At 65.6% G+C, this 24,389-nt stretch carries 22 protein-coding genes; 18 read left to right on the top strand and 4 right to left on the bottom strand.

The features are described from left to right. Positions 1–214: 214 nt before the first annotated feature. Positions 215–1,282: a LysM peptidoglycan-binding domain-containing protein gene (locus NLM27_RS32295; protein ID WP_254147122.1), complete on the bottom strand. Its 1,068-nt coding sequence runs from the start codon at positions 1,280–1,282 to the stop codon at positions 215–217. A gap of 195 nt (positions 1,283–1,477) precedes the next feature. Here NLM27_RS32295 and NLM27_RS32300 point away from each other — a divergent pair, with 195 nt between their 5' ends. The 12 genes from NLM27_RS32300 to NLM27_RS32355 all read left to right on the top strand — a co-directional run bounded on the left by NLM27_RS32300 (position 1,478) and on the right by NLM27_RS32355 (position 15,684). After that, a complete protein-coding gene (locus NLM27_RS32300) occupies positions 1,478–2,167 on the top strand; it encodes a hypothetical protein (RefSeq protein WP_254147123.1) in 690 nt (229 codons plus the stop codon). Positions 2,168–2,305: 138 nt separating this feature from the next. Beyond that, positions 2,306–4,969 (top strand): EAL domain-containing protein, encoded by a 2,664-nt coding sequence (locus NLM27_RS32305; RefSeq protein ID WP_254147124.1) that lies wholly within the window; start codon positions 2,306–2,308, stop codon positions 4,967–4,969. A gap of 330 nt (positions 4,970–5,299) precedes the next feature. Next, the gene (locus NLM27_RS32310) at positions 5,300–6,265 is read left to right on the top strand and encodes an AraC family transcriptional regulator (RefSeq protein WP_254147125.1); all 966 of its coding nucleotides are present in this window, start codon (positions 5,300–5,302) and stop codon (positions 6,263–6,265) included. Positions 6,266–6,628: 363 nt separating this feature from the next. Beyond that, positions 6,629–6,919: a hypothetical protein gene (locus tag NLM27_RS32315; RefSeq protein ID WP_254147126.1), complete on the top strand. Its 291-nt coding sequence runs from the start codon at positions 6,629–6,631 to the stop codon at positions 6,917–6,919. Between the two features lie 109 nt (positions 6,920–7,028). Further along, the gene (locus NLM27_RS32320; RefSeq protein WP_254147127.1) at positions 7,029–8,246 is read left to right on the top strand and encodes an NAD(P)/FAD-dependent oxidoreductase; all 1,218 of its coding nucleotides are present in this window, start codon (positions 7,029–7,031) and stop codon (positions 8,244–8,246) included. Positions 8,247–8,327: 81 nt separating this feature from the next. After that, a complete protein-coding gene (locus NLM27_RS32325; protein WP_254147128.1) occupies positions 8,328–9,119 on the top strand; it encodes an acetoacetate decarboxylase in 792 nt (263 codons plus the stop codon). A gap of 32 nt (positions 9,120–9,151) precedes the next feature. Beyond that, positions 9,152–10,324, top strand: a complete 1,173-nt coding sequence (locus NLM27_RS32330; RefSeq protein WP_254147129.1) for a patatin-like phospholipase family protein — start codon at positions 9,152–9,154, stop codon at positions 10,322–10,324. A gap of 101 nt (positions 10,325–10,425) precedes the next feature. Continuing rightward, positions 10,426–11,208 (top strand): 3-hydroxybutyrate dehydrogenase, encoded by a 783-nt coding sequence (locus tag NLM27_RS32335; protein WP_254147130.1) that lies wholly within the window; start codon positions 10,426–10,428, stop codon positions 11,206–11,208. A 55-nt stretch (positions 11,209–11,263) separates the two neighbouring features. Next, positions 11,264–12,289 (top strand): HlyD family secretion protein, encoded by a 1,026-nt coding sequence (locus NLM27_RS32340; RefSeq protein WP_254148987.1) that lies wholly within the window; start codon positions 11,264–11,266, stop codon positions 12,287–12,289. After that, positions 12,286–14,061 (top strand): DHA2 family efflux MFS transporter permease subunit, encoded by a 1,776-nt coding sequence (locus NLM27_RS32345; protein ID WP_254147131.1) that lies wholly within the window; start codon positions 12,286–12,288, stop codon positions 14,059–14,061. Before NLM27_RS32340 ends, NLM27_RS32345 begins: the two co-directional genes overlap by 4 nt. Positions 14,062–14,137: 76 nt before the next feature. Continuing rightward, the gene (locus NLM27_RS32350) at positions 14,138–15,094 is read left to right on the top strand and encodes an MBL fold metallo-hydrolase (protein WP_254147132.1); all 957 of its coding nucleotides are present in this window, start codon (positions 14,138–14,140) and stop codon (positions 15,092–15,094) included. A 230-nt stretch (positions 15,095–15,324) separates the two neighbouring features. Beyond that, positions 15,325–15,684 carry a hypothetical protein gene (locus tag NLM27_RS32355; RefSeq protein WP_375142289.1) on the top strand — a complete coding sequence of 120 codons (360 nt, stop codon included), beginning with the start codon at positions 15,325–15,327 and terminating at the stop codon, positions 15,682–15,684. A 43-nt stretch (positions 15,685–15,727) separates the two neighbouring features. Here NLM27_RS32355 and NLM27_RS43680 read toward each other — a convergent pair whose 3' ends face one another. Both NLM27_RS43680 and NLM27_RS32360 read right to left on the bottom strand, forming a co-directional pair. Next, positions 15,728–15,850, bottom strand: coding sequence for a hypothetical protein (locus tag NLM27_RS43680; protein ID WP_309144772.1), 123 nt, complete (start codon positions 15,848–15,850; stop codon positions 15,728–15,730). A gap of 83 nt (positions 15,851–15,933) precedes the next feature. Then, positions 15,934–16,110, bottom strand: a complete 177-nt coding sequence (locus NLM27_RS32360) for a hypothetical protein (RefSeq protein WP_254147133.1) — start codon at positions 16,108–16,110, stop codon at positions 15,934–15,936. A 113-nt stretch (positions 16,111–16,223) separates the two neighbouring features. Here NLM27_RS32360 and NLM27_RS32365 point away from each other — a divergent pair, with 113 nt between their 5' ends. From NLM27_RS32365 to NLM27_RS32375, 3 genes are all read left to right on the top strand, one after another. Beyond that, the gene (locus NLM27_RS32365; RefSeq protein WP_254147134.1) at positions 16,224–16,361 is read left to right on the top strand and encodes a hypothetical protein; all 138 of its coding nucleotides are present in this window, start codon (positions 16,224–16,226) and stop codon (positions 16,359–16,361) included. Between the two features lie 126 nt (positions 16,362–16,487). Further along, complete coding sequence (locus NLM27_RS32370; RefSeq protein WP_254147135.1) at positions 16,488–17,612, top strand: beta-propeller fold lactonase family protein; 1,125 nt, start codon at positions 16,488–16,490, stop codon at positions 17,610–17,612. A 479-nt stretch (positions 17,613–18,091) separates the two neighbouring features. After that, positions 18,092–18,982: an efflux RND transporter periplasmic adaptor subunit gene (locus NLM27_RS32375; protein WP_254147136.1), complete on the top strand. Its 891-nt coding sequence runs from the start codon at positions 18,092–18,094 to the stop codon at positions 18,980–18,982. Between the two features lie 175 nt (positions 18,983–19,157). On the opposite strand, the gene NLM27_RS32380 is transcribed toward NLM27_RS32375, so the two are convergent. After that, positions 19,158–20,006, bottom strand: a complete 849-nt coding sequence (locus tag NLM27_RS32380) for a caspase family protein (protein WP_254147137.1) — start codon at positions 20,004–20,006, stop codon at positions 19,158–19,160. 439 nt (positions 20,007–20,445) lie between these two features. Here NLM27_RS32380 and NLM27_RS32385 point away from each other — a divergent pair, with 439 nt between their 5' ends. The 3 genes from NLM27_RS32385 (at position 20,446) to NLM27_RS32395 (ending at position 24,359) form a co-directional block, all read left to right on the top strand. Next, positions 20,446–22,176: a hypothetical protein gene (locus NLM27_RS32385; RefSeq protein WP_254147138.1), complete on the top strand. Its 1,731-nt coding sequence runs from the start codon at positions 20,446–20,448 to the stop codon at positions 22,174–22,176. 162 nt (positions 22,177–22,338) lie between these two features. Continuing rightward, positions 22,339–23,064: a thermonuclease family protein gene (locus NLM27_RS32390; RefSeq protein WP_254147139.1), complete on the top strand. Its 726-nt coding sequence runs from the start codon at positions 22,339–22,341 to the stop codon at positions 23,062–23,064. A 107-nt stretch (positions 23,065–23,171) separates the two neighbouring features. Further along, positions 23,172–24,359 (top strand): alanine--glyoxylate aminotransferase family protein, encoded by a 1,188-nt coding sequence (locus NLM27_RS32395; RefSeq protein WP_254147140.1) that lies wholly within the window; start codon positions 23,172–23,174, stop codon positions 24,357–24,359. Positions 24,360–24,389 lie beyond the last annotated feature (30 nt).

The raw sequence follows: 24,389 nt of genomic DNA on the forward strand, positions 1-24,389 counted from the left end.
CCGCCGTCCGGCGCGCGCCTCGTCCTTCGAGACGACCGCTTCCAGCGGTCTCCTCAGGATGAGGCTAAGCCGCGTCTTTGCTTGTCGAAATGCTACCGCACCCTCCGTCCTCATCCTGAGGGCCCGCCAAAGGCGGGCGTCTCGAAGGATGGCCGCGAAGAAACGGTCTCCAATGCGATTGCCCTGATCGCGTACGGGGCAGTGAGAGATGCAGTCACTCCGCCTTTTGCGGCATCACGAAGGTCTGGCCGGGATAGATCAGATTGGGATTTTGGATCTTGTCGCGGTTGGCGTTGAAGATCACGGCGTAGCGGGCGCCGTCGCCATAGAGGCGCCGGCTGAGCGCCCACAGGCTGTCGCCGCGGGAGATCACGCGGCTGCCACCCGCTTCCGCAGGCGCACCACTGAGCGCGTCCGCCGGCGAAGCCGATGCAACGGTCGTTTGCGCAGGCGCCCGCGCCATGGACCTGGGCTTCGGTGTACCCGTCACGCTGGACCGAGCCGCAGGCCGGTCGGGTGCTGAGGCCAGACGCGGCGATGCCGAGGGCAAGGCGGCCACGACATCCGTCTTGTCGTCGGGCTTCTCGGCCTGCTTCGGCTCTTGCTTCGCTTCTTGCCGAGCGGCCGGTGCGGGGCGAGCCGGCGGCAGCGCGGCCTCGGCGATCGTCACCGGCATCGAGCGGCCGGATTGCGTGACGGTCCCGTCGGTCGATCTCGCCCGCAGGGTCAGCTCATAGGACCCGGCAGGAAGCTGCGGCGGGGTCATCACGAACTGGCCCGAGGCATCGGCCACGACCGAGTCGAGCGGCTTGCCGTCGCGCAGCAGCTCGACCTTCGCACCCGGCGTGGCCCGGCCGGCGATCACCGCCGACTCGCCATGATCGTCGACGCGCGCAACGTCGAAACGGGGGCCCGCATCGGCCACAGCCGGCGGCGGCTTGACCGGCGCGAGATCGGCCAGCGCCGCGACCTGCTTCTGCGTCTCGGCCAGCGCGTCCGCCTTCGGCTGGGGCGCCGGTGTCGGCGATGCGGCTGATGCCGGCGGCGCGCTGGCAGCAAGCTTTTGCTCTTCCGGCTTGGGCTCAAGCTTGGGCTCAGGCTTGGTTTCGAGCTTGGGCTCGACCTTGGCTTCGGCCTTGACCTCCGGCTTGGCGGCGGCGGCGATCTCGGTCTTCGTGCCCGACGGCAGCAGGCGGCGCAGCTCGGTGGGGCCGATCACCATCACGGTGCCGACCAACGCGAGCAGACAGAGTGCAATGAAGACCTTGGACGCGGTGGTCATAGGAAAAGAAACCTTAATCAGAACCTCGGCTCGCAAATCAGCCGAGGGCGGCAAATTGCGCCGATTTGGCTGCGGCAGCAAGACGATCGTTGGGATGATTCGCCTGTCTTGCAAGGCCCGGGATGAACCGGCGCGGCCCCCCTGGCGTCAAATGAATGAGACCGCATCGCGGCCATTTTTTAGGGATTTTCCCCCGTGAACGCATTTTGCCGCCCTGCACCCTGGCTGGCGCTTGCCCTGATGGTCGCGTCTCCGGCGCTGGCTGCCTCCGGCCCGCCGCCGGACTTCGTCCTCACCGACGATGCCGATCTCGCCTTCGCCTCGCCCGACAAAGCCACCAGGCTCGAGCAGTATATGAAGGAGGGCGAGGATTTCGACGTCAAATGGCAGGTCTGGGCGCGGCACGGCGGAGAGATGACCGAGCTGAAGCCCGAGCAGGGCTATCCAGCCGGCTTCCGTTTCACCAGCGACTCGCAATGGCTGGTCCGGATGCAGAAGACCGGCTCCGGCGAGCAAGACCTCCACCTCTATCGTGTCGTGAACGGTACTTTCACGAATGCGACGAAGACGTCGCTGAGCGACCTCGCCTGGGCCTATTTCCACAGCCGCACCGACACGCGGAAGATGAAGCTCGACTACCACATCTCGGCCAACCTCGTGAAAGGCACGGAGGAAGCCTATCGCGGGCTCGGCGTGAAATGGCCCGACAACCGTTACCTCGTGATCTCGCTGTCGGGCGAAATGGACAAGCATCCGAAGAACGTCGCGGTGAAGGGCCTCGCCGACTGGCGCTGCCGCTATGACCTCAAGACCGGGACCTTCGACGTGCCGGCGATGTTCGCCAAGGCGAATGCGGAAGCCTTGCGGTGGGAGATCCGTCGGTGAGACCGGCGAGGCCTCAGCAAAAGACGCATCTCAGGAAACCAACCCCCTGATTTCCCTCCGATTCATATTTTCCTAACCTTCGCTGGTAACGAGGTCTTGTCGGTTTTGCCGCATCTTGCATCCCACGGGAGGGGCTGCATGGGCACATCGATCCGATGGACCGCACGGATGCGCGCGTTGCTGCGCCGCTGGCGGGGGGCACCGCTGACATGGCTGATCGTCGGCGGCTTCGTGCTGATGGCCGCGACCGCGGTCGGCACCGGGCTCACCGTCGACCGCTTCCGGCAAAATGCGATCGAGAGCGGCCGCGACAGCCTGGAAAGCTCCGTCCGGCTGCTGGCCCGGCATTTCGACCGCGAGTTCGAGGACTTTGCGGTGCTCCAGAAGAGCATCATCGCGGAGCTCGAAAGCCATGGCGTCGAATCCGCCGCGGTCTTCCGCAGCGAGATGGGCACGCTCGCCATGCACGAGGTGCTGCGCGCAAAGGCCAGCGGCTGGTCCGACGTCGCGGGTGCCAACGTGTTCGATTCGAACGGCATCCTGATCAACTCGTCGCGGCGCTGGCCGGTCGCCGACATCTCCGTGGCCGACCGTGGCTATTTCAATCGCCTCAAGAACGATCCGGCCGCACAGGAAGAGGTCGAGGTGGTACGGGGCCGGCTCGGCAGCGGGCCGGCGATCGTGTTCGCGCGGCGCGTGTCCGGCCCGCATGGCGAATTCCTTGGACTCGTCTCGCGCGCGATTGCGCCGGAGCAGCTCGAATCCTTCTTCGCCTCGACCGGGCTCGGCGAGGAATCCTCGATCGCGATGCACCACCAGAACGGCCAGCTGCTCGCGCGCATCCCGCATGTCGATGACATGATCGGGCAGAACTTTCGCAAGGGCACGCCGGCGCAAATGGCGGTGTTCGAGCGCACCTTCGTCACCACCCAGCTCGCAAGCCCGATCGACGGCAAGGACCGCATCGTCGCCTCGCGCCTTCTCACCGGCGAGCCGCTGGTGGTGGTCGCGACCAAGTCGCTGGATGCGACGCTCGCCACCTGGCGCACCCAGACGAAGTTCTTCGTCACCGTCGCCGTGCTGTCGATCGGCCTGCTCGTGCTCACGCTCTCTCTGATCTTCCGCCAGGTCACGCGCCGGCTCTCGCTGGAGAAGCAGCGGCTCGACACTGCCATGAACACCATGACGCAGGGCCTGCTGATGTTCGATCAGGACGAGCGGCTGATCGTTTGCAACCGGCGCTACATCGAGATGTACCGGCTCTCCGCCGACATCGTGAAACCCGGGGCCTATTTCCGCGACGTGATCCAGCATCGCCACGACACCGGCTCGTTCGAAGGCGACGTCGAATCCTATTGCGACGACATCCTGAGCAATGTCGGGCGCACCCAGAGCGCCATCGTCGAGACCGCCGACGGCCGGCTGATCGAGATCAAGAACCATCCCGGTGCCGCAGGCGGCTGGCTCGCAACCCATGACGACGTCACCGAGCGCATTCGGGCAGACGAGCGCATCGCGCATATGGCGCACTACGACGCGCTGACCGACCTGCCCAACCGCGTGATGATGCGCGGTCATCTGGAGCGCCGCGTCGCCGAGCTCAGCCAGGGCAAGCCGTTCGCTATCCTCTATATCGACGTCGACGAGTTCAAGGGCGTCAACGATTCGCTGGGACACGAGGTCGGCGACGAGCTGTTGCGCCAGGTCGCGAACCGACTGCGGGCCTGCGTCAGCGGCAACGACCTCGTCGCGCGGCTCGGGGGCGACGAATTCGCCATCGTCAAGGCCGGCACGAACGACCCAGCTGAGCTGACGGCGATGGCGGAAGCGATCCTTGGGGCGTTGCGCATGCCCGTGAGCTGCAAAGGCCAGGAGATCCCGACCGATGCCAGCATCGGCATCGCAATCGCGCCCGACCATGGCGACAATATCGACGATCTGCTCAAGCGCGCCGATCTTGCGATGTATGCGGCGAAGTCGGAAGGGCGCCGCACCTTCCGCATCTTCTCGCCCGAATACGACGCCAAGGCGCGGCAGCGGCGGCAGCTCGAGCTCGATTTGCGCCAGGCGCTCGCGCACGGCGAGTTCGAGGTGCACTACCAGCCGCTGGTCGACCTCGCGGCCAATGTCGTCACCGGCTGCGAGGCGCTGCTGCGCTGGCGCCACCCGGAGCGCGGCATGGTCTCGCCCGCGGATTTCATCCCGATCGCCGAAGAGATCGGGCTGATCGGCGAGATCGGCGAGTGGGTGCTGAAGCAGGCCTGCCTCGAGGCTGCGAGCTGGCCCGGCCAGATCCACGTCGCGGTCAACGTCTCGCCGGTCCAGTTCAGCTCGCGAACGCTGGCGCTCAAGGTCGCCGCCGCGCTCGCGGAGTCCGGCCTTGCCCCGGGACGGCTCGAGCTCGAGATCACCGAAACCGTGCTGATCCGCGACGACGCGGAGGCGTTGACGATCCTGCAGCAGTTGCGCGCGCTTGGCGTGCGCATCGCGCTCGACGATTTCGGCACCGGCTACTCCTCGCTGAGCTATCTGCACCGTTTCCCGTTCGACAAGATCAAGATCGACCGCAGCTTCATCAGCGACATCGGCGAGCCCGAGGATTCCTCTCCGATCGTGCAGGCCGTGGTGCACATGGCTGCCGCCCGCCGCATGGCGACGACGGCCGAAGGCGTCGAGACCGAAGCTCAGCGCGAGGTGCTGCGCCAGCTCGGATGCAGCCAGATGCAGGGCTGGCTGTTCAGCCCGGCTGTGCCCGCGGCGAAGCTGAAGCAGCTTTTGTCGGCGCAGGCGGCGGCGGCTTAGCGCGCCCCTTGCCGCAGCCGAATCGGCGGAATCCGTGACGATCGCATCGAGACGCGCTTATGCGGCTCGATTGACGTCACGCGACCAAACGCGGAACGTCCGCTAGCGACAGCCACGTGACGAGCTGCGGCGCCCGTTCTCACAGACCATTCCTCCCTCCTCCGCCTCTCCGTCGTGCGTTTGCGCAAGCGCGCGCCGGCTTGGAGCAGGATCGGGCAAGACATGGCCGCTTCAGGCAATACGCCACCCCTCGCAACGCTTAGAACCCACGCCGGTACGTACAAAAACGGGCGACCGATCGGAATCCTGAGGCGATCAGGAGGAGCCACAATGACCGGGAACACCGCTCCCATGCGCGATCCCTCGCAGCAGCAAGGCTTGCCACCAGCACCCCACACACAGCCGGAGGACAGCTCGCATTCCGACCGGCCCGTCGCCGGTGCGGAAATGGCGCGCGTGCTCAGGACCGAGCCGTTTCGCATGGCGCTGGACTCCTCCGGTGCCGGCATCGCACATTGGAAGCACGATCCGCTGCACGACGTCGTCGAGCCCATGAGTCACCACGTGATCATGGCATATAACGGCGTGATGCAGCGCATGGAGCGGCGGTCGGGACGATCGGTCGCGATCGGAACGTTTCGCCCCGGGGTCCTGATCATCATCCCGGAAGGATCGAGCTCCAGGTGGGATATTCCCAAGCCCGTCGACGTGGTTCAGCTCTATCTTCCGGATGCGACGCTGAAGCGCGTTGCCGACGAAGCCGGGACCGCGGGCGCGGCCGACCTGCTGGAGCGAACGGCGCATCCCGACCCCGTTACGTCGCGGTTGCTCCTGAGCGCGGCAGACGCGCTGGAGGGCCATGGCGCGCTGGATAATCTGTTCCGGCATCAGCTGACGGATCTTCTGGCCACGCGCGTTCTGGCTGCGCATACGGGTTCGCCAACCACGTTCCATACGACCATGGGCGGGCTGTCGCCAAAAATCCTGCTCCGCGCGATCGAACGATTGCGCTCGGACAGCGATGCGGACGTCTCGCTCGATGCGCTGGCGTCCGATGCGGGCCTGTCGCGCTTTCACTTCTGCCGGGCCTTCAAGGAAAGCACCGGCCTGTCCCCGCATGCCTGGCTGCGCCAGCACCGGCTCGAGCAGGCCATGAAGATGCTGCGCGACGGCGACGACCCGGTTGTCTCGATCGCGGCCGCACTCGGCTATTCCTCGCAGACGGCGTTCGCAGCGGCGTTCCGCAAGTTGACCGGCGAGTCCCCGAGCGACTGGCGCAGGCACCACACGCGCTGACGACAACCGCTCGAAGCGCAACGAGATCGTTCTCGACAGCGAGGACACGTCCACGGGCTGCAAGCCGGTCCGGTGCGACGCTTTGCAGACCCAGCCGAACGCCTCCGAAACGAATGCGCGCGATTCGCCGTTCGGCGAACATCCCATGCCCACGCGGAAGTGAAGCGCGTCCGCAAGATGGCGCAGCAATTCGATCGTCCCGATCGCAGCCTTCAGGAAGCTGACCGGCCGGAGCCCGAGCGACTGGCGCAGACGCCGACGGTAGCAGCAATCGCGCTGCAATCACGGCAATCGCTCTGGCGCAGCGGCAGATCCGATCCGCTAAACCATCACCATGCTCAGTCCAATCGACGGAGACCAAAGATGACCTGGAAGAACTTCATCAGCCGGCGAGTGATCGCGTCGCGCCGCCGAGGCCTTGCGACCGCGACCCTGTACGGACTCTCGCTGGCCGTTCGCTTCACGTCGGCGACAGGCGAGGAGGTGGAGATTCCCGCGCACGCCATGCACCCGATCTACCCGCTGGTGTCCATCATGAACCGGGATGCCTCCGGCCTTCCCTATCAGGACTGGGGCCCAAGGGCAGCTCAGTCGGTCGTCTTTCGCCAAGGCTGGCCGCAGAACTCGCCGCTGTCGCGCTGCGTAGCGCCTTAAGACCAGGAATTCACTTCACCTCTTCGTGCCGTCACCGGACGCTACCCTGAGCGGGGTAGCGGCGGCTCGCGCACGGACTTTCGAAACGCAGAGATCAAGGAGTAGACCCATGCGACTAGTCATCATCGGCGCCGGCTTCGCCGGCATGTACGCCGCCCTTTCCGCAGCCCGCCTGCGCGAGATCCAGGGCGTCTCGCCAGACCAGCTCGATATCGCGCTGGTTGCCCCCGAGCCGACGCTCGTGGTTCGCCCGCGGCTCTATGAACCGAAGCCGGAGACCTTGACGGCGCCCCTGCTCGACGTGCTCAAATCCATCGACGTCACCTATGTGCAAGGCACCGCCGAGACGGTCGACACCAAATCCAGCATGGTGAAGATCGCGACAGTGAAGGGCACGAAAAAGTCTCTCTCCTACGACCGCCTCGTCGTGACCACCGGCAGCCGGCTGTTTCGTCCGAACATTCCGGGTCTTGTCGAGCACGGCTTCAGCGTCGATTCGCTCGAGGATGCAATCGCGCTCGACAAGCATCTGCATGGCCTCGCCAAGCGGCCGGCCACGAACGGGCGCGACACGGTCGTCGTCGCCGGCGGCGGCTTCACCGGCATCGAGGCGGCCACCGAGATGCCGGCGCGGCTTCGCGACATCCTCGGCGCTAACGCCAGCACCCGCGTCATCATCGTCGAACGCAACAACGCGATTGCGCCCGACATGGGCGCAGGTCCCCGCCCCGTCATCGAGGAGGCCCTCGGCAAGCTCGGCGTGGAGGCACGCCTCGGTGTAGGTGTCGCCTCGCTCGACAAATCCGGCGTCACCCTGTCCAGCGGCGAGCACATCGAGACCGAGACCGTGATCTGGGCGGCGGGCATTCGTGCCGCGCCCCTGACCGCGCAGATTCCCGCCGAGCGCGACAATTTCGGCCGGTTGCTGGTCGACCGCTGTCTGCAGGTGACAGGCGTTGAGGGCGTCTTCGCAGCCGGCGATGCGGCGCGTGCGGCCTGCGACGACGAAGGCAATTACGCGCTGATGTCGTGCCAGCACGCGACGCGCATGGGCGCTTTCGCCGGCAACAATGCCGCGGCCGAGCTGCTCGGCCTTGCGACCAGGCCTTACCACCAGAAGGGCTACGTCACCTGCCTCGACCTTGGCGGAGCCGGCGCGCTGTTCACGCGGGGCTGGGAGCGGGAGGTGACGATGGTCGGCGACGTCGCCAAGAAGACCAAGCAGGAGATCAACACCGTCTGGATCTATCCGCCCAGAGCCGAGCGCGCCGCTGCGCTCGCCTCGGCCGATCCGGAGCGTGTGACCGACGTGACCGGCTTCCTCTAGTCCCTTCACGCGAAACGGGCTGCGCGTCGCCGCCGAGGCGCAGCCCGCTCACACCCTGGATCATTCTGGAGCTCGACCGCGATGAAACACGAGACCGTGCGCACCAGCGCCTTCGCCATGCCGCTGACCAACCCGGCCTTTCCGCCCGGCCCCTACCGCTTCGTCGACCGCGAATATTTCATTATCCAGTACCGGACCGATCCCGAGGCGCTGCGTCGCATCGTGCCGGAGCCGCTCGTGCTCACTGAGCCCGTCGTGAACTACGAGTTCATTCGCATGCCCGACTCGACCGGCTTCGGCGACTACACCGAAAGCGGCCAGGTCATCCCGGTGAGTTACCAGGGCCAGGCCGGCAGCTTCGTCCACCAGATGTTCCTCAATGATCATCCGCCGATCGCCGGCGGACGCGAATTGTGGGGCTTCCCCAAGAAGCTGGCGCAGCCGAAGCTGGCGGTCGAGATCGACACGCTCGTCGGCACGCTGAACTACGGCTCGGTTCGCATCGCCACCGGCACCATGGGCTACAAGCATCGCGCCCTCGATGCCGCTGCCGAGGCGAAGAAGCTCGCCGCCCCGAATTTCCTGCTCAAGGTTATCCCGCATGTCGACGGCACGGCGCGCATCTGCGAGCTGGTGCGCTTCCATTGCGAGGACATCACCGTGAAGGGCGCGTGGACCGGGCCGGCTGCGCTCGACCTCTGCTCGCATGCCCTAGCACCCGTCGCCGAGTTGCCGGTGCTGCAAGTGCTGTCGGCCAAGCATGTCGTCGCCGACCTCACCCTCGGGCTCGGCACCGTCGTGCACGACTACCTGTCGCCGGGCGCGTCCGAACGACGGCGCGCACCGGCTTCCGAAAACTTGATCGCCGGCTGACCGGATCGGCCGCAATGCAGGGAGTACTGGCAATGTTGAATGTGACACGGGAGTCCATCGAGGCTGCGCAGCAGATCGAGCCGCTGCCTTACGATGTCGTTGCGCTGGTCCTTCAGGGCGGCGGCGCCCTCGGCGCCTATCAGGCCGGGGTCTACGAAGGGCTGCACGAGGCCGGCATCCGGCCGAACTGGCTCGCCGGGATTTCGATCGGCGCGCTCAACGCGGCGATCATCGCGGGCTCGCCCGAGGACGAGCGCGTCGAGCGGCTGCGCGAGTTCTGGGAGACCATTTGCGCCTTCTCGATCGAGTGGCCCGCCGGCGAGGGGCTGGCCAATGCTCTGCCTTTTGCATTCGACATCAGCTCGGTGCGGAATGCGCTGGCGGCGATGCGGGCGCTGGTCCAGGGGCAGCCCGGCTTCTTCAAGCCGCGCTTCCCGTCGCCGCTCTGGTCGCCATTCTCGGGCGATGCGGCGACCAGCTTCTACGACACGGCACCGTTGCACGCGACCCTGGAGCGACTCGTCGACTTCGATCGGTTGAATTCGGGCGACGTGCGCGTCAGCGTCGGCGCGGTCAACGTCCGCACCGGCAACCTGACCTATTTCGACACCGCCGAGCGCCGGCTGGGGCCGAAGCATTTCATGGCGTCCGGCGCGCTGCCGCCGGGATTCCCCGCCGTTGAAATCGAGGGCGAGCACTACTGGGACGGCGGCGTCGTCTCCAACACGCCGCTTTCCCGCGTGCTCTCGGGCGACGCGCGCAAAGCGTTGACGTTCCAGATCGACCTCTGGTCGGCCAAGGGCCGCGTCCCCTACGACATGATGGAAGTGTCGAGCCGCCAGAAAGACATTCAGTACTCGAGCCGCACGCGCGCCGTCACCGACCAGGTGCTGCAAATGCAGAAGATGCGACAGGCGCTCCAGCGGACGATCGACAAATTGCCGGAAGCGGCGAAGCAGGATCCGGAAATCCGCACCATCGCGGACATGGCCCGCCATCGCTCCTACAACATCGTCCACCTGATCTATCAGACCAAGCCCAACGAGGGCCATTCGAGGGATTACGAGTTCGGGCTGAGTGCGATGCGCAGGCATTGGCAGAGCGGGCTGGAGGACATCCGCCGCACGCTCTCGGACCGGCGGCGTCTCGACCCGCCGCCGCCCGAGCGCGGCATCGTCACTCACGACATCCATCGCCGCGACTGAGCGGGTCGCAGCGTCGCCGGCCCGGACGAATGCCATGTCGCGCATCAGGCCCGGCATGAACGAGAGCAAACGGAACTGAACGATTGCAGAAAGGACATCTCATGTTGAAGGGCAAGGTCGCCATCGTCACGGGCTCGACCAGCGGCATCGGCCTCGGAATCGCGAAAGAGCTCGCACGTCTCGGCTCGGACATCGTGTTGAACGGCTTTGGCGACGCAAGCGCGATCGAGAATATCCGCAACGGCGTCGAGCGAGAGCATGGCGTGCGCGTCGTCTATGACGGCGCCGACATGTCGAAGGGCGAGGCGGTGCGCGGCCTGATCGCGGCGACGATCGAGAGGTTCGGGCGGCTCGACATTCTCGTCAACAATGCCGGGATCCAGTTCACCGCGCCGGTCGACGAATTCCCGCCGGCCAAGTGGCAGGCCATCATCGACATCAACCTGTCGGCGGCATTCCACGGCATGGCCACCGCGGTGCCGCAGATGAAGCTGCAGCGTTGGGGACGGATCGTCAACATCGCTTCCGCGCATGGCCTCGTCGGCTCGACACACAAGGCCGCCTATGTCGCGGCCAAGCACGGGCTGGTCGGCCTCACCAAGGTGGTCGGCCTCGAGACCGCCGGCAGCGGCGTCACATGCAACGCGGTCTGCCCCGGCTGGGTGCGCACGCCCCTGGTCGAAAAGCAGATCAGCGATATCGCCGCCGACAAGCACATCAGCCAGAAACAGGCGACGAACGAGCTATTGGCGGAAAAGCAGCCATCGCTCGACTTCGTCTCTCCCGCGCAACTCGGCGGCACGGTCGCCTTCCTCTGTTCGGCCGCGGCGGACCAGATCACGGGGACCGCGATCTCGGTCGATGGCGGGTGGACCGCACAGTAACCGGGAGCGCCAACATGGGCATCAGTGATCATAGCCGTTCCAGGAGGGTGTCGTGATGCATCTGAACAAGAGGGCGATCGGCCTGTCGCTGTGCCTTGCCTCCGTCGCGGTCGTGGCCGCAGGGTTTACCTATGCCCAATCCGGCGAGACCTCTACAGACAACGCCTATATCCGCGGCGACGTGACCTCGCTCGCGCCGAAGGTTGCGGGCTACGTCACGGCGGTGGAGATTCAGGACAACCAGGCTGTGCGGGCGGGTGACGTCCTGTTCCGGATCGACGATCGGGACCACCGCGCGCGGTTCGCCCAGGCCGTCGCCAATGTCGAAGCCGCACAGGCCCGCTTGACGAACGTCGATGCGGAGATCCAGCTTCAGCATGCCCTGATCCGGCAGGCCGAAGCTCAAGGGCTTGCGAGCGTGGCCGAGAAGAATCTGGCCCGCAAGGCGTCCGACCGTCGCCGCGAGCTCATCCGCACCAATGCCGTCAGCCAGGCCCAGGTCGATGAAAGCGACGCGGCGCTGTCGAAGGCCGAGGCGGCGGTCTCCGCAGCGGAAGCAACGATCGAGGCGCAGCGGCAGCGCATCGCCGTCCTCGCCAGCCAGCGCGAAGCTGCCGTAGCTGCGGTGGCGCAGGCACAGGCCGCACGCGACCTCGCTCAAATCGATCTCGACAACACCATCGTCCGTGCGCCGGTCGACGGCGTCATCGGCAACCGCCAGGTTCGCATCGGCCGCCTGGTCGCGCCAGGTACCGCCCTGCTCGACATCGTTCCGGTCAGGGATGTGTGGGTCGTGGCCAATTTCAAGGAGACCCAGGTCGAGCATATCCGGCCGGGCCAGCGCGTGCGCATCGTCGTCGACGGTTACAGGCACACGGCGCTCGACGGCGTCGTGGACAGCTTTGCGCCAGGCAGCGGATCCGCCTTCAGCATGCTCCCCTCGGACAACGCGACAGGCAACTTCATTCGGGTCGTTCAACGCGTACCGGTGAAGATCCGCTTCACCAGCAATCGGCTGCCCGGCCGGCTGGTACCGGGCCTGTCGGCACGCGTCGACGTCGATCAAGGGAGCGGCTCATGACGGCGATCCTCGCCATCGCGCCGCGCCGCGAACGATCTGCGGCGGGAGCCCTGTTCGTCGCAGGCATCGTGCTGGCCACGCTGACGGAGGCGATCGCGAGCACGGTTCTGTCGCTCGGACGCAGCTACATCATCGGAGACGTCCATGTCACACCCGACGAGTTCGCCTGGCTCGACATCGGCTACATCGCGTTGAAGCTGATCGGGTTCATGACCGCGCCTTTGCTGGTGCACCGCGTCGATCCTCGCCGCCTGATCATCGGCTCGACCCTGGTGATGGGCATCACATGCGGCTTGACGATCGTTACCGCACGGCTGGATCTGCTGATCGTGCTCCGCATGGTGCAGGGCCTCGCTGGCGGCATCCTGCTCGTCGCGGGCCAGGCGACGCTCTTTCACGCCTATCCGCAATCCCGCCAGCCGATCCTTCAGGCCTTGTTTGCGATGGGATCGGTGGTCGCGCCCGCGACGATCGCCCCGGCCCTGCAAGGCTGGCTGATCGACAGCCGGTCCTGGACGTGGATCTTCTTCAGCGTCATTCCGCTGGCGCTGGCGGCTGCCGGCCTGCTGTTGATCGCCGATGGCCCGAAGCCCGTCGAGCAACAGCGTCGCCCGCTCGACTGGATCGGCCTGGGGCTGATCTCGGTCGCGCTCTTCTGCTTCACTTATGTCCTCAACCAGGGCAGTCGATGGGCCTGGTTCGAGGAGCCCTGCATCCTCTGGCTCACGGTGAGCGGGACGGCCGCGCTGCTGGCATTTCTCGGCAGGCAGGTGCTGGCCGGGGGTGAGGGCCTGCTCGACTTCTCCTTGTTCGAGTGCGAGGATTTTTGCTTCGCCTTCGTCGTCAGCTTCGTTGCGGGCGCCGCGTTGTTCGGCAGCGCGTTCCTGATCCCGTTCTTTGCCGTGTCGGTTCTGGCGTTCAGGCCGACCGACGCCGGTCTGCTCTTGCTGCCGAGTGGCGCGTTCTTCGTCGCCACGCTGCTGGTCGCTGCCTTCCTCATGCAGGTCCGTCGTGTCCCTCCCGTCGCCACGGTGCCTTTTGGCATCCTGATGATCACGGTTGCGATGTGGATGTTGTCGGGTTCGACCAGCGAAAGCGGTGCGCATGACATGATGGCCGCCATCCTCCTGCGCGGCCTCGGTCTCGGCTTCCTGTTCCTGTCGATCACCCTGATCGCCTTCGGCAACCTCAGCGAACGCAACCGCGCCTTCGGCATCGGCCTGTTCAACACGAGCAGGCAGCTCGGCGGCCTCATCGGCGTCGCCGGCCTGGAGACCCTGATCGAGCACCACACCGCAGGCAATTTGACGGTGCTCGGCGCCAACCTCACTGCCGGCGTGCCCGCAGTCAGCGAGCGGCTGACCTCGACGGCCGCGATGCTCGCCGCGAGGGGAATGGACGCGGCGGCCGGCCGCGCCGCCACGAGCCTGCTGGACCGCGTGCTCATCGGCCAGTCGACGGTGATCGCCTTCGACGCGGCGTTCAATGCGGTCGCCCTGCTCTTTGTCTTCGCGGTGCCGGTGCTCGTCACCGTCAAGCTGGGGCTGCACCGATACGCCCAAATGCGCGCAGCGCAGGCACGCCGTACCGAAGAGCCGGAGATCACCGGCATCGCGATCTCTATTGACGGTAACCGGACCGCACAGAGAGCCAATGCCAATCAGCCATCGTTCGCGAGAACGGAGAGGCGCCATGAAGACGCTTTCGCGCTGGATGTTCGCAGCAATCGCTCGACAGCGACGGCAATCGCTCTGGCGCAGCGGCAAAGCTGATCCGTTAGACCGTCACCATCGCCAATCGCCGCCCCCCCAGAACTGAGCATCAAGACAGAGCGAAGGAGATTTCAAAATGAACCAGATGATCCCCAACCCTCAGAAGGAGACAAACATGAATCTACACAACACCTCACATCTCGGCGGGCCCGCCCCTGAAGAGCTCGTGCCATCGCGCTATGCGCTGAAGATCGGCGAGATCGACGTGCTGGTGGTCAGCGACGGCGTGCTGCCGCTGCCAACGGTGATGTTGGGACACAATGTCGACCCGGCCGCCCGGTCTGCGTGGCTGAACCACATGTTCCTGCCGCCGGATGCATTCGACTGGGCGCTGAACGCCGTCATGGTGCGCAGCGGCGGCAAGACCATTCTCATCGACGCGGGACTAGGATCAGATCCGGACTTGCACCTGCCGCGGGCCGGGCAGCTGATCAAGCGACTGGAGGCCGCTGGCATCGACCTTCCGTCCGTCACCGACCTGGTGCTGACCCACATGCACATGGACCATATCGGCGGACTGCTCGTCGACGGGGTGAAGGAGCGACTGCGTCCGGATCTGCGGATCCATGTGGCCGCCGCCGAGGTCAAATTCTGGGAGGCGCCCGATTTCACCCACACCAACATGCCGCAGGGATTTCCGGACGCGCTTCGGTCGACCGCGAAGCGGTTCGTGAAGGAGTACGGCAACCAACTGCGGCTGTTCGATGAGCAGCACGAGGTTGCGCCTGGCGTCGTTGCCCGTCGCACCGGCGGTCACACGCCCGGACACAGCGTGGTTCGCATCGCGTCCGGCGGCGACGCGCTGACCTTCGCCGGCGACGCCGTGTTTGCCGTCGGGTTCGAGCAGCCCGACTGGCACAACGGTTTCGAACACGACCCCGAGGAGGCGGCGCGCGTTCGTATCCGCCTTTTGCGTGAGCTTGCCGAGTCCGGCGAGATGCTGGTGGCCACTCACCTGCCGTTCCCGTCCGTCGGCAGGGTCGCGGCCGAGGGCGACGCCTTCCGCTGGGTCCCGGTCTTCTGGGACTATTGACGCCCGTCGAGACGGGACTGAACGAGGGCGCGCTCCATTGCGTCAATGAGCTCGCGCCCTCGTTTTTGCGCTACCGCCTGCGCCCCACCGCCGCTGTCGAAAATAGGATCAAACCTCGACCCTTGCGGTTATCGCCCTGCTTAGCCGCCGGAACTCCGTCCGGCGGGCATCAGCCAACGCCGCCTCGCGCGCGTCAGCGCCGCTGCGCGGGCGAGATCGAGCGAGGCAAAATGGCGATCGTGGCTTTCAGGATGACCCCGCTGGTGGCAATCACAGTCTTGATCGGCCTGCCCGCGGAGGCCCGTGACGACGGTCGCTACGCAAACTCACCGCTCAAGGGCTGGTTCGAGAGCCTGAAAAGCAAAGCGGGTGGACCCTGCTGCTCGGACGCCGACGGCACCGCACTCGACGATGTCGACTGGGACACGCAAGACGGCCATTACCGGGTGCGGCTTCAGGGCGAGTGGATCGCGGTGCCCGACGACGCCGTGATCACCGTACCGAACCGCGCCGGCCGCACCTTCGTCTGGCCCTATTACGTCAACGGTCGTGCCATGATCCGCTGCTTCATCCCCGGCAGCATGACTTGAGGATTGCGAGTAGTCGAGGTTTTAGGCCTCGGACACCAGCGGCTCACTTCTCCAGCTTGGCCGCCCGGATCTCGGCGAACTCAGCGTCGGGATGGCTGACGATGGTGGCGAACATGATGCCGCTGATGATGAGCGACCAGGCGGTGTTCCAATAAATCCAAAACACGTGCCAGCCTCCGTTTCCATCTCTTCCGCCCGCGGGATCAGGGTAACGACAAGGTGAGGTTGCCGTTCCGGCGCGAGGCGGCGCTATTTCTGTTTGGTCGGCGGCGGCGCGCGCTCGGTTTGGCCGGTGTGGCGCTTTGCCACGACGTCCTCGTCGCGCTCGCCCTCCTGCGGGCGCGGCGGCGGTTTGGGCTGGCCTTTCTGACCGCCATGCTTGCCGCCCATGTCGGGCTGGCCTTCGAGATCGTTTTCGCGGGGCATGATGCTTCAATGCACTGGCGTGGCATTGGTTCGCCTGTGAACGAGGTCATAGGATCGTCGAGGTTTGCAGTGCACGATCGTTGGCGGGGCATTCGACCAACGGATTCGGCCTGATGCGGAAACGACTGATCGCCTGGACCATCCTGACCTGCGGGCTGCTCGCGGTCACCCTATGGACCGTGCTCGGTCCGCCCGCACCCCCGCCCGGCCCGCATCTGCCCTCCCGCAGTGTGACCGCGGCGGTGCGGTAGTTATCCCGCGCGACCGATACAATTTCGGCATCGATCGATCCTCAACTGGAATTTGGTGCGACGGCGCGCCGCCCGCTATCCTCGACGGCAAAACGACAATGCCGTCCCGGCTTTGAGGAGGAAAACATGTTGAGATCGACCCGACGCATCGGATCGCGCCTGCCGCGCGCTGCGGTCGCGACCACCCTCGCCTTACTCGCCCTCGTTCCTGGAGTCCGCGCCGGCATGGCCGAAACCTTCGCCTATGTCGGCAACGCCGACAGCAACGACATCAGCGTGTTCAAGATGGCCGAGAGCGGCGAGATGACACCGGTGCAGACCGCCGCCTTCACCGGCGTCGACAAGCCCGGCTCCTCGACGCCGCTCGCGATCACGCCCGATCACCGTGTGCTGATCGCCGGCGTCCGCTCGCAGCCCTATCTCGCGGTGAGCTTCGCGATCGATCCCAAAACCGGTCAGCTCAGTCACATCGGCAACGGACCGCTCGCCGACAGCATGGCCAATATCGCCGTCGACCGCAGCGGCAAGTTCCTGTTCAGCGCCTCCTATGGCGGCAACAAGGTTGCGCTCAATCCGCTTCAGGCAAACGGCGCCGCCGGCGAGCCGAAGCAGGTGATCCCGACCGGACTGAACGCGCACGCCTTCCTGCCCTCGCTCGACAACCGCTTCGTGTTCGCGACCAATCTCGGCTCCGATCAGGTGCTGAGCTTCGCATTCGATGCCACCGCCGGCACGCTGACGCCGAGCGATCCGCCGGCGATCAAGGTGCCGGAAAAATCAGGGCCACGGCATTTCGTATTTCACCCCAACGGCAAGTTCGTCTATCTCATCCATGAGCTCAACGGCGACGTCGCGGCGTTCAGCTATGAGGCCAAGAGCGGCGCATGGGCCGAGATCCAGCGCACCACCGCGCTGCCGGAAGGCTTTTCAGGAAAGCCTTGGGCGGCCGACATCCACATCACCCCTGACGGGCGCTTTCTCTACGCCTCCGAGCGCACCACGAACACGCTCGCCGCCTACAAGATCGACACAACAAGCGGCAAGCTGACCACGATCGGCAGCGTGCCGACCGAGAAGCAGCCGCGCGGTTTCAACATCGATCCTTCGGGGCGCTACCTCGCCGCGGTCGGCGAGCTCTCCGACGGCATGACGGTCTATGCGATCGACCAGAACAGCGGCGCGCTCACCAAGCTGAAATCCTATCCCACCGGCAAGAAGCCGAACTGGGTGGAGTTCCTGAACCTGCCATGAGGGGCGCGCGGCGGGCCTACGTAAAGATCCGCAATTTCGCGAGGCCCGCTTTGGCGCCATGTTATCGGGGATGGACCGTCAAATCGTCTTCAAGTGCCCCCAGACCGGCATTAACGTGCAGTATCGGCTTGGCGACGAGCCAGCCGATCGGACGCATGTTTCCGTGCCGTGTCAGGCCTGTACGCGCCTGCACCTGATCGATCGTTCCACCGGCAAGCTGCTGGGTGATCGCCGAAGCTGACGGGCAGCTATTGCTTCGCCGCGACTTGCGGCGGGATGCAAATCCCACGGGCAGCGGCGCCGGCCCCAACGGCAGCGAACCTGATCTCCAATCCCGCGACTAATCAAGGACTTGTAATCAAGAACTGGCCGCGGCGACGCGCTCCGGCGTGGCATCCTGCCAGGGGGCCACGCTGCCATAGTCCGGCCCGTTGCCATCTGCTATCGATTGAAGGGCTTGAACCCCGGTGGAATTTTCGATGCGTCATTTGCCCCGTGCCGTTGCCCGAAGCCTGTTCCCCGCAGCCATCGCCGGCGTGTTCGTTCTCGGCCAATATCCGGCCGGAGCCGCCGAGGACGACGCCCCCAAGGGACCGGCGGTCACGGTGTTGAAGGTCGCGAAATCCTGCTTCTCCGACATCGTCGAGGCGACCGGCACGATCATTGCGCGCGAGGAAACCTCGGTGCGGCCCGAGCGTCCCGGCCTGAAGGTGACGGAAGTGCTGGCGGAAGCCGGCCAGACCACCACTGCCGGCCAGGTGCTGGCACGGCTGGCACTGCCAGAAGGCGGCACGCTTCAGGTCACCGCGCCGGTGGCGGGCGTGATCGCCACCTCGACCGCACAGATCGGCAATTTCGCCTCGGCCAAGGGCGAGGCCCTGTTCACGATCGTGGCGCGCAGCGAATACGACCTGGTCGGCCTGGTCGCAACCACCGACATGCGCAAGCTCGCCGTCAATCAGCAGGCGACCGTGCGCATCGCCGGCGCCGGCGATATGGACGGCAAGATTCGCCGCATCGGGCCGACCGTCGAGCCGAACATCCAGCAGGGCATGGTCTATATCGGCATCTCCTCGCAGAAGCGTCTGTTGCTCAACGCGAGCGGGCGTGCGCTGATCAAGTCCGGGCAGAGCTGCAACGTCGCGGTGCCGCTGACGGCGGTGCAATATTCCTCGGCCGGCACCGTGGTGCAGGTAATCCGCCGCAATCGCGTCGAGACCAAGCGCGTCGAGGTCGGATTGATGTCGGGTGGCAATATCGAGATCCGCGACGGCCTCAACGATGGCGACGTCATCGTCGCCCGCGCCGGCGCGCTGCTGCGCGAGGGCGATCCGGTGCGCCCGGTGATGGCCGCGGAGGCGGCGAAGTAGGTCACCACAACCGTCATTGCGAGCGCAGCGAAGCAATCCAGAATCTTTCCGCGGAGGGACTCTGGATTGCTTCGCTGCGCTCGCAATGACGTGGGGATGAAGAAGGTGGATTACGCCGAGCAGATGCGCCTTACGCATCTGCAGGGCTAACCCACCCTACAATCGCCGCGAAGAACTAGCCGCCGGCTTCGCCGAAATGAACGTCCTCGAGCAATGAGGACGAGATGCTCGGGACCTGGTCGCCTTCGCTGGCGCGGGAGATGGCGACGCGGGTCTTGTTGAAGACGCTTTCGGCGCTGCCCTGCGCATTGAGGTTGGTGAGGAACTCGCTGACCAGCACGCTGTGCTCGCCCTTGCCGTCGTCGACGACCTTGCCGGGCGAGGCGGAGGAGAGGATCAACGCATTGTCGGGCGCGCTGATCGGCGCGAGGCCGTGGCTGTAGGAGCGGAAGCGGCGCTCGAAGGGATTGCGGCGGGAGGCGTCGACCACGACGAGCTTGGCCTTGGCGCCCTGCTCCTTCATCATGTCGAGCACGCCGTCGATGGAGACGCCCTGGCGGCGGACGTCGCTTTCCTTCCAGATCGCGGCATCGACCGGCAGCATGTAGCTCTCGCGGCCGGCCTGCACGCCGTAGCCGCCGAAGAACAGCATGACGACGGTGTCGCGCTTGATCCGGGACTTCAGGCGGTTGACGGCGCGGACCATGTCATCCTTGGTCGCATCTTCCACCATGTCGACGTCAAAGCCGTTCTTGCGCAGGGACGAGGACAGCGCGCGGGCGTCGTTGATCGACTGCGTCAGCGGCGCGCTGGCGTCGGGGTAATGTCCATTGCCGATGACCAGCGCGAGGCGCGAGGTCTGGCCGATCGAGCCGGTGATCTGGTCGGTCGAGACGGCCTTGGCAGCATCGATGGCGCGCATGTTGAGCGCAGCATGGGCACCGATCACGAGCGAAACCGTGCCGATGAGGGCCGCAGCGAGGGCGATCGTGCGTCGGGAAATGTCGAGCTGCCTTACATTCATCTCGCTTCATTCCTGTCAGTGCCAAAGACCAGCCAAGCGCGCGCACACTGTTTGAGTAGCGCGATAGCGTCTTTAGGTTTGAGGGATTGGCCGGGGAAGTGCCCCCGAATTGCGCGCAATTTGCGGCGCCGCACCAAACAAACCCTTAACCGGATATCGCCTTCGCAGCAATAGATCGTCCAAAATTTGAGCTAAGCCCATGAAGATATTAGTTAATTCTCCAAGCCAAATTCCTCTGTTTTGTTGGTTCCCCGTGCTCATCCGGAGCCGGATCATGCAGCCCTCATGCCGACTTTTTCCGTGACTGCGATCACATTTGTATTTCCTGCGAATCCGGGTAGCTTTTTCAAAGGCTTGCAGGGGGGTGGCGCGTGGCTCGGAGCGCGCTAGCTGGCCCCCGGCCAGGCTCCCGCGACAAGACCCCGCCACCAGGTATTTCATGAGCTTTCCATATTTTGCCGGCGCCGCCTGCCGGGCGCTGACGGCGCCGAAGGAGGGGCCTTCTCTTTATGACGTCTGCGATCCCGTCTTGTCGGGCCCTGCCAACGGCGATCCGCATCTGGCCAAGTTCTACAAGACCGCGCTCGGCAATCCCGCACTGCGGATACTGCTGCGACGCGCGGGCGTCCCCGAGCTGCGCGACGAGGCCCGGCTGACGGCGCTGCGCAAGGCGCTCTCCCGTGCCCGCGACGACGCCGAGCCCGACTGGGCGGCCGTCGGCCAGCCAGTGGCCGACCTCGTCGACAGCATCGCGCTCGACCATCCCCGGCCGCCGCCGGCGATGTTCACCGGCTCCGCGCCGCAACAATCTGAGATTGACGGCGTGATCCGCGACTGCGCCCAGCACCTGCTCGGCTCGTACCGCAAGAACGGCTTCCTGCCGACCTATGCCGCGTTCAACCTGATCGGCGATCCCGATTGCCGCGGGCGCGAGCTGATCATGGCGCTCACGGGGCTGAACGCGCGCGGCTACAAGAACTCCTCGCTGCTATTCAATCTCGCCCGCGTCTTCATCGCACGCTCGCCGGCGCGCGCGGTCGTCAATCCGCCCTGGCGAGGGATTGCCGAGCCGATGTGGGAGCCGGTGCAGATCCGTCACCGCTCAGCCTATTACGACGCGTTCTTCATCGAGGCGCTGCTGAGCTATGTCGAGACCGGGCTCGCCTCATCCGCCGACAAGATGGCGGCGGAGCGCGCGATCGCCGGCATGGTGGATTTCTGCGTCAACATCAGCCGCGAGGAGGTCGAGGGCATCGACGGCGCGCGGTTCAATGTCATCACCGCGCTCGCGCCGGCGCCGCATCCGCGCTTCTCGCGCTTCTTCGCCCAGATCAAGCAGGATCTCGGCTTCGGCATCTACGTGCCGGATTGCGACACCACGGCCTGCTCGATCTCTGCAGCGACACAGGCCGGCTGCACCGATCCCATCATCGACCAGCCGCTACTGGATTTCTACGCCGGCTACCAGGTCCGCGCCGGCGTCAACGAACCGCGCGTGACCGTGCCGCTCAACGACAATATCGACTATGAGGGCGGGGTCGCGACCTGGATCGACAATCTCGCGGGCGAGCGGCCCTACGGCAACGATCTCGATCCGACGCTCAATCTCGACATTCTCGAGGTCAGCTTTCGCAACCTGGCGCGCTGGAAAATTCTGGAGACGCCGGCGCGGCTCGCCACCGTGCATCGCATCATCGGCTTCCAGAAGCGCCTGGCGGCCAGCGGCGCCTTCGCCAATCCACGCTCGCACATCTACTATCTGCCGGAGCTCTACAGTGCCTATTTCGGGCGCTGCTATGCGACCTTCCTGTCGCTGCCGCTGGCGGCGCAGGCCGCAATTGATCCCGCTGGCGATTTCGATTTCATCCGCCACCGCGTGCTATCCTACGTCAAGGGCGAGCTGATGGCCGCCGAGATGAACGTGTTCGACGCGGCGCTCGCGCTGATCGCGCTCGGCCATCTCGGCGCCGACCCGCGCGCCTTCGCGCCGGCGCTGAACGTGATCGTCGGCGCCATCGGCGAAGGCGGCCGCCGCGGCCCGTTCCGCGCCTATGAATGGAACAAGATGAAGACACCGACACGGATCCTGGTCGGCGGTCCCGAGGTGACGTCGGCGTTCGTGCTGATGGGACTGGCGGTGGCGCGGAGGCGAATGGTGAATGGCGAGTAACGAATGGGGCTCATGCATCCCTATTCGCGATTCCCTGTTCGCAACTCGCGCGTTCAATGACAGGAAGTTGAAAGCTCAATCGTCAGGCATAAGCTGGCCGGGCGACCAAAAGCCGACCACAATTGCGCGATCTATCCAAATGTCCTGAAAACCCGGACCGGCATGTTGCGAAAAGTCCTGATTGCGCTGTCTTTCATCGCGCTCCCGTCCCTGGCTGAGGCCGCCGACATCACCGGCATGGCAAAAGTGCGCGCCGGCGACGCCATCGTGATCGGGAACACGCGGATCCGGCTCGGCGGCATCGACGCGCCCGCGGTCGACCAGCTCTGCCTCAACACCAAGACCGAGCGCTGGACCTGCGGCGTCGCCGCACGCGACGAGCTCGCCAAACACGCCGAGGGCAAGAACTGGGTCTGCCACACCCGCGCGATCGACCGGCGCGGCCGCACCGTGGCACGCTGCGAGGTCGGCGGCGAGGACATCCAGAAATGGCTGGTGCGCAACGGCTGGGCGCTGGCCTACACCCGCATGTCCCATGATTACGCCGCAGACGAAGCCGCCGCGCGAGAGGCCAAGGCCGGGATGTGGCAGGGCGCCTTCATCGCGCCCTGGGACTGGCGCGTGCGCAACAAGAAGACGGCCATCTTGGGCGCCACCAAGCCGCCCGACGGGGCGCATGCGGTGCTGCTCGCCTCGGCCTCGGGGCCGGTCGCGCCCTCGCCCGACTGCACCATCAAGGGCAACGTCAACACATCAGGCGAATGCATCTACCACCAGCCGACCAGCCGCTGGTACACCCAGATCAAGATGAAGATCAGCAAGGGCACCCGCTGGTTCTGCTCGGTGGAAGAGGCCGAGGCCGCCGGCTGCCGCGAAACCAAGAGATAATCCACCCCAGACCTGCATTTTACGCGCTTTTCCAGGAGCCCGACGGCGCGTAAAACCCTGAATCAGCAACCCACCAGCCTGTCCTCCAGCAACAAGGACCAACAGCAATGACCGTTCGCGCGGGCCGGGAATTTCTGGCCATCCCCGGGCCCACCACGATGCCCGACGAGGTGCTGCAGGCGATGCACCGTCCGGCGATCGACATCTACTCCCAGCAGATGCTCGATCTGACCGAGAGCCTGCTCAGCGACATCTCGAAGCTGTTTGCGACCAAGGGCAAGTCCTACATCTACATCGCCAACGGCCACGGCGCCTGGGAAGCGGCGCTGAGCAACGTGCTGTCGCGCGGCGACAAGGTGCTGGTGCTGGAGAGCGGCCGCTTTGCGATCGGCTGGGGCAATGCGGCAGCCCTGATGGGCGCCGAGGTCGAGGTGCTCAAGGGCGATTGGCGCCGCGCGGTGCGGCCGCACGAGGTCGAGGAGCGCCTGCGCCGCGACAAGGAGCACTCCATCAAGGCGGTTGTCGTGGTCCAGGTCGATACGGCCTCGGGCGTGCAGAACGACATCGAGGCAATCGGCAAGGCGATCAAGGCGAGCGGGCATCCCGCGCTGTACATGGTCGACACCGTGGCCTCGCTCGGCTGCATGCCGTTCGAGATGGACAAATGGGGCATCGATGTTGCGATGTCCGGGTCGCAGAAGGGCCTGATGACGCCGCCCGGCCTCGGCTTCGTCGCCGCCAATGCGCGCGCGCTCGAGGTGCACAAGACGGCGAACATGGCGACGCCCTATTGGAGCTGGAGCGAGCGCGAGGGCACCGAGAATTATCGCAAATATGCCGGCACCGCGCCGGTGCATCTGTTGTTCGCACTGCGCCAGGCGATCGACCTCTTGCACGAGGAAGGGCTGGAGAGCGCCTTCCGCCGCCACAGCCTGCTCGGCGAAGCCGCGCGCCGCGCGGTGTCCGTCTGGTCGGAAGGCCAGGTGCTCGGCTTCAACGTCGCCGAAGCCAGCGAGCGTTCCAACACCGTGACCACGGTGACCATGAGCAACGGCCATGACCCGGCCGTGCTGCAACGCTATTGCAAGGAGAAGTGCGGCGTCGTGCTCGGCACGGGCATCGGCGATCTCTCCGGACAAGCCTTCCGCATCGCTCATATGGGTCATGTGAATGCGCCGATGCTGCTCGGCACGCTGGGCGTGATCGAGGTCGGGCTCAATGCACTGAAGATCCTGCATGGCAAGGGCGGGCTGGAAGCCGCGGTCGCGTATCTCGGTGAAGAGGTGGCGGTTTAAGGCGGAGCGACAAACTCCGCTGTCGTCCCT

The sequence above is a fragment of the Bradyrhizobium sp. CCGB12 genome (genome assembly GCF_024199845.1).
In the GTDB taxonomy this organism is placed as follows: Bacteria; Pseudomonadota; Alphaproteobacteria; order Rhizobiales; family Xanthobacteraceae; genus Bradyrhizobium.

Excerpts from the sequence above, each read along its gene's own strand:
- NLM27_RS32315 (WP_254147126.1), top strand. The coding sequence starts at position 6,629 with ATGACCTGGAAGAACTTCATCAGCCGGCGAGTGATCGCGTCGCGCCGC.
- NLM27_RS32370 (WP_254147135.1), top strand. The coding sequence starts at position 16,488 with ATGTTGAGATCGACCCGACGCATCGGATCGCGCCTGCCGCGCGCTGCG.
- NLM27_RS32310 (WP_254147125.1), top strand. The coding sequence starts at position 5,300 with ATGACCGGGAACACCGCTCCCATGCGCGATCCCTCGCAGCAGCAAGGC.
- NLM27_RS32320 (WP_254147127.1), top strand. The coding sequence starts at position 7,029 with ATGCGACTAGTCATCATCGGCGCCGGCTTCGCCGGCATGTACGCCGCC.
- NLM27_RS32335 (WP_254147130.1), top strand. The coding sequence starts at position 10,426 with ATGTTGAAGGGCAAGGTCGCCATCGTCACGGGCTCGACCAGCGGCATC.
- NLM27_RS32345 (WP_254147131.1), top strand. The coding sequence starts at position 12,286 with ATGACGGCGATCCTCGCCATCGCGCCGCGCCGCGAACGATCTGCGGCG.
- NLM27_RS32360 (WP_254147133.1), bottom strand. The coding sequence starts at position 16,110 with ATGCCCCGCGAAAACGATCTCGAAGGCCAGCCCGACATGGGCGGCAAG.
- NLM27_RS32395 (WP_254147140.1), top strand. The coding sequence starts at position 23,172 with ATGACCGTTCGCGCGGGCCGGGAATTTCTGGCCATCCCCGGGCCCACC.
- NLM27_RS32380 (WP_254147137.1), bottom strand. The coding sequence starts at position 20,006 with ATGAATGTAAGGCAGCTCGACATTTCCCGACGCACGATCGCCCTCGCT.
- NLM27_RS32350 (WP_254147132.1), top strand. The coding sequence starts at position 14,138 with ATGAACCAGATGATCCCCAACCCTCAGAAGGAGACAAACATGAATCTA.
- NLM27_RS32385 (WP_254147138.1), top strand. The coding sequence starts at position 20,446 with ATGAGCTTTCCATATTTTGCCGGCGCCGCCTGCCGGGCGCTGACGGCG.
- NLM27_RS32390 (WP_254147139.1), top strand. The coding sequence starts at position 22,339 with ATGTTGCGAAAAGTCCTGATTGCGCTGTCTTTCATCGCGCTCCCGTCC.
- NLM27_RS32340 (WP_254148987.1), top strand. The coding sequence starts at position 11,264 with ATGCATCTGAACAAGAGGGCGATCGGCCTGTCGCTGTGCCTTGCCTCC.
- NLM27_RS32375 (WP_254147136.1), top strand. The coding sequence starts at position 18,092 with ATGCGTCATTTGCCCCGTGCCGTTGCCCGAAGCCTGTTCCCCGCAGCC.
- NLM27_RS32330 (WP_254147129.1), top strand. The coding sequence starts at position 9,152 with ATGTTGAATGTGACACGGGAGTCCATCGAGGCTGCGCAGCAGATCGAG.
- NLM27_RS32365 (WP_254147134.1), top strand. The coding sequence starts at position 16,224 with ATGCGGAAACGACTGATCGCCTGGACCATCCTGACCTGCGGGCTGCTC.
- NLM27_RS32325 (WP_254147128.1), top strand. The coding sequence starts at position 8,328 with ATGAAACACGAGACCGTGCGCACCAGCGCCTTCGCCATGCCGCTGACC.
- NLM27_RS32305 (WP_254147124.1), top strand. The coding sequence starts at position 2,306 with ATGGGCACATCGATCCGATGGACCGCACGGATGCGCGCGTTGCTGCGC.
- NLM27_RS32295 (WP_254147122.1), bottom strand. The coding sequence starts at position 1,282 with ATGACCACCGCGTCCAAGGTCTTCATTGCACTCTGTCTGCTCGCGTTG.
- NLM27_RS32355 (WP_375142289.1), top strand. The coding sequence starts at position 15,325 with ATGGCGATCGTGGCTTTCAGGATGACCCCGCTGGTGGCAATCACAGTC.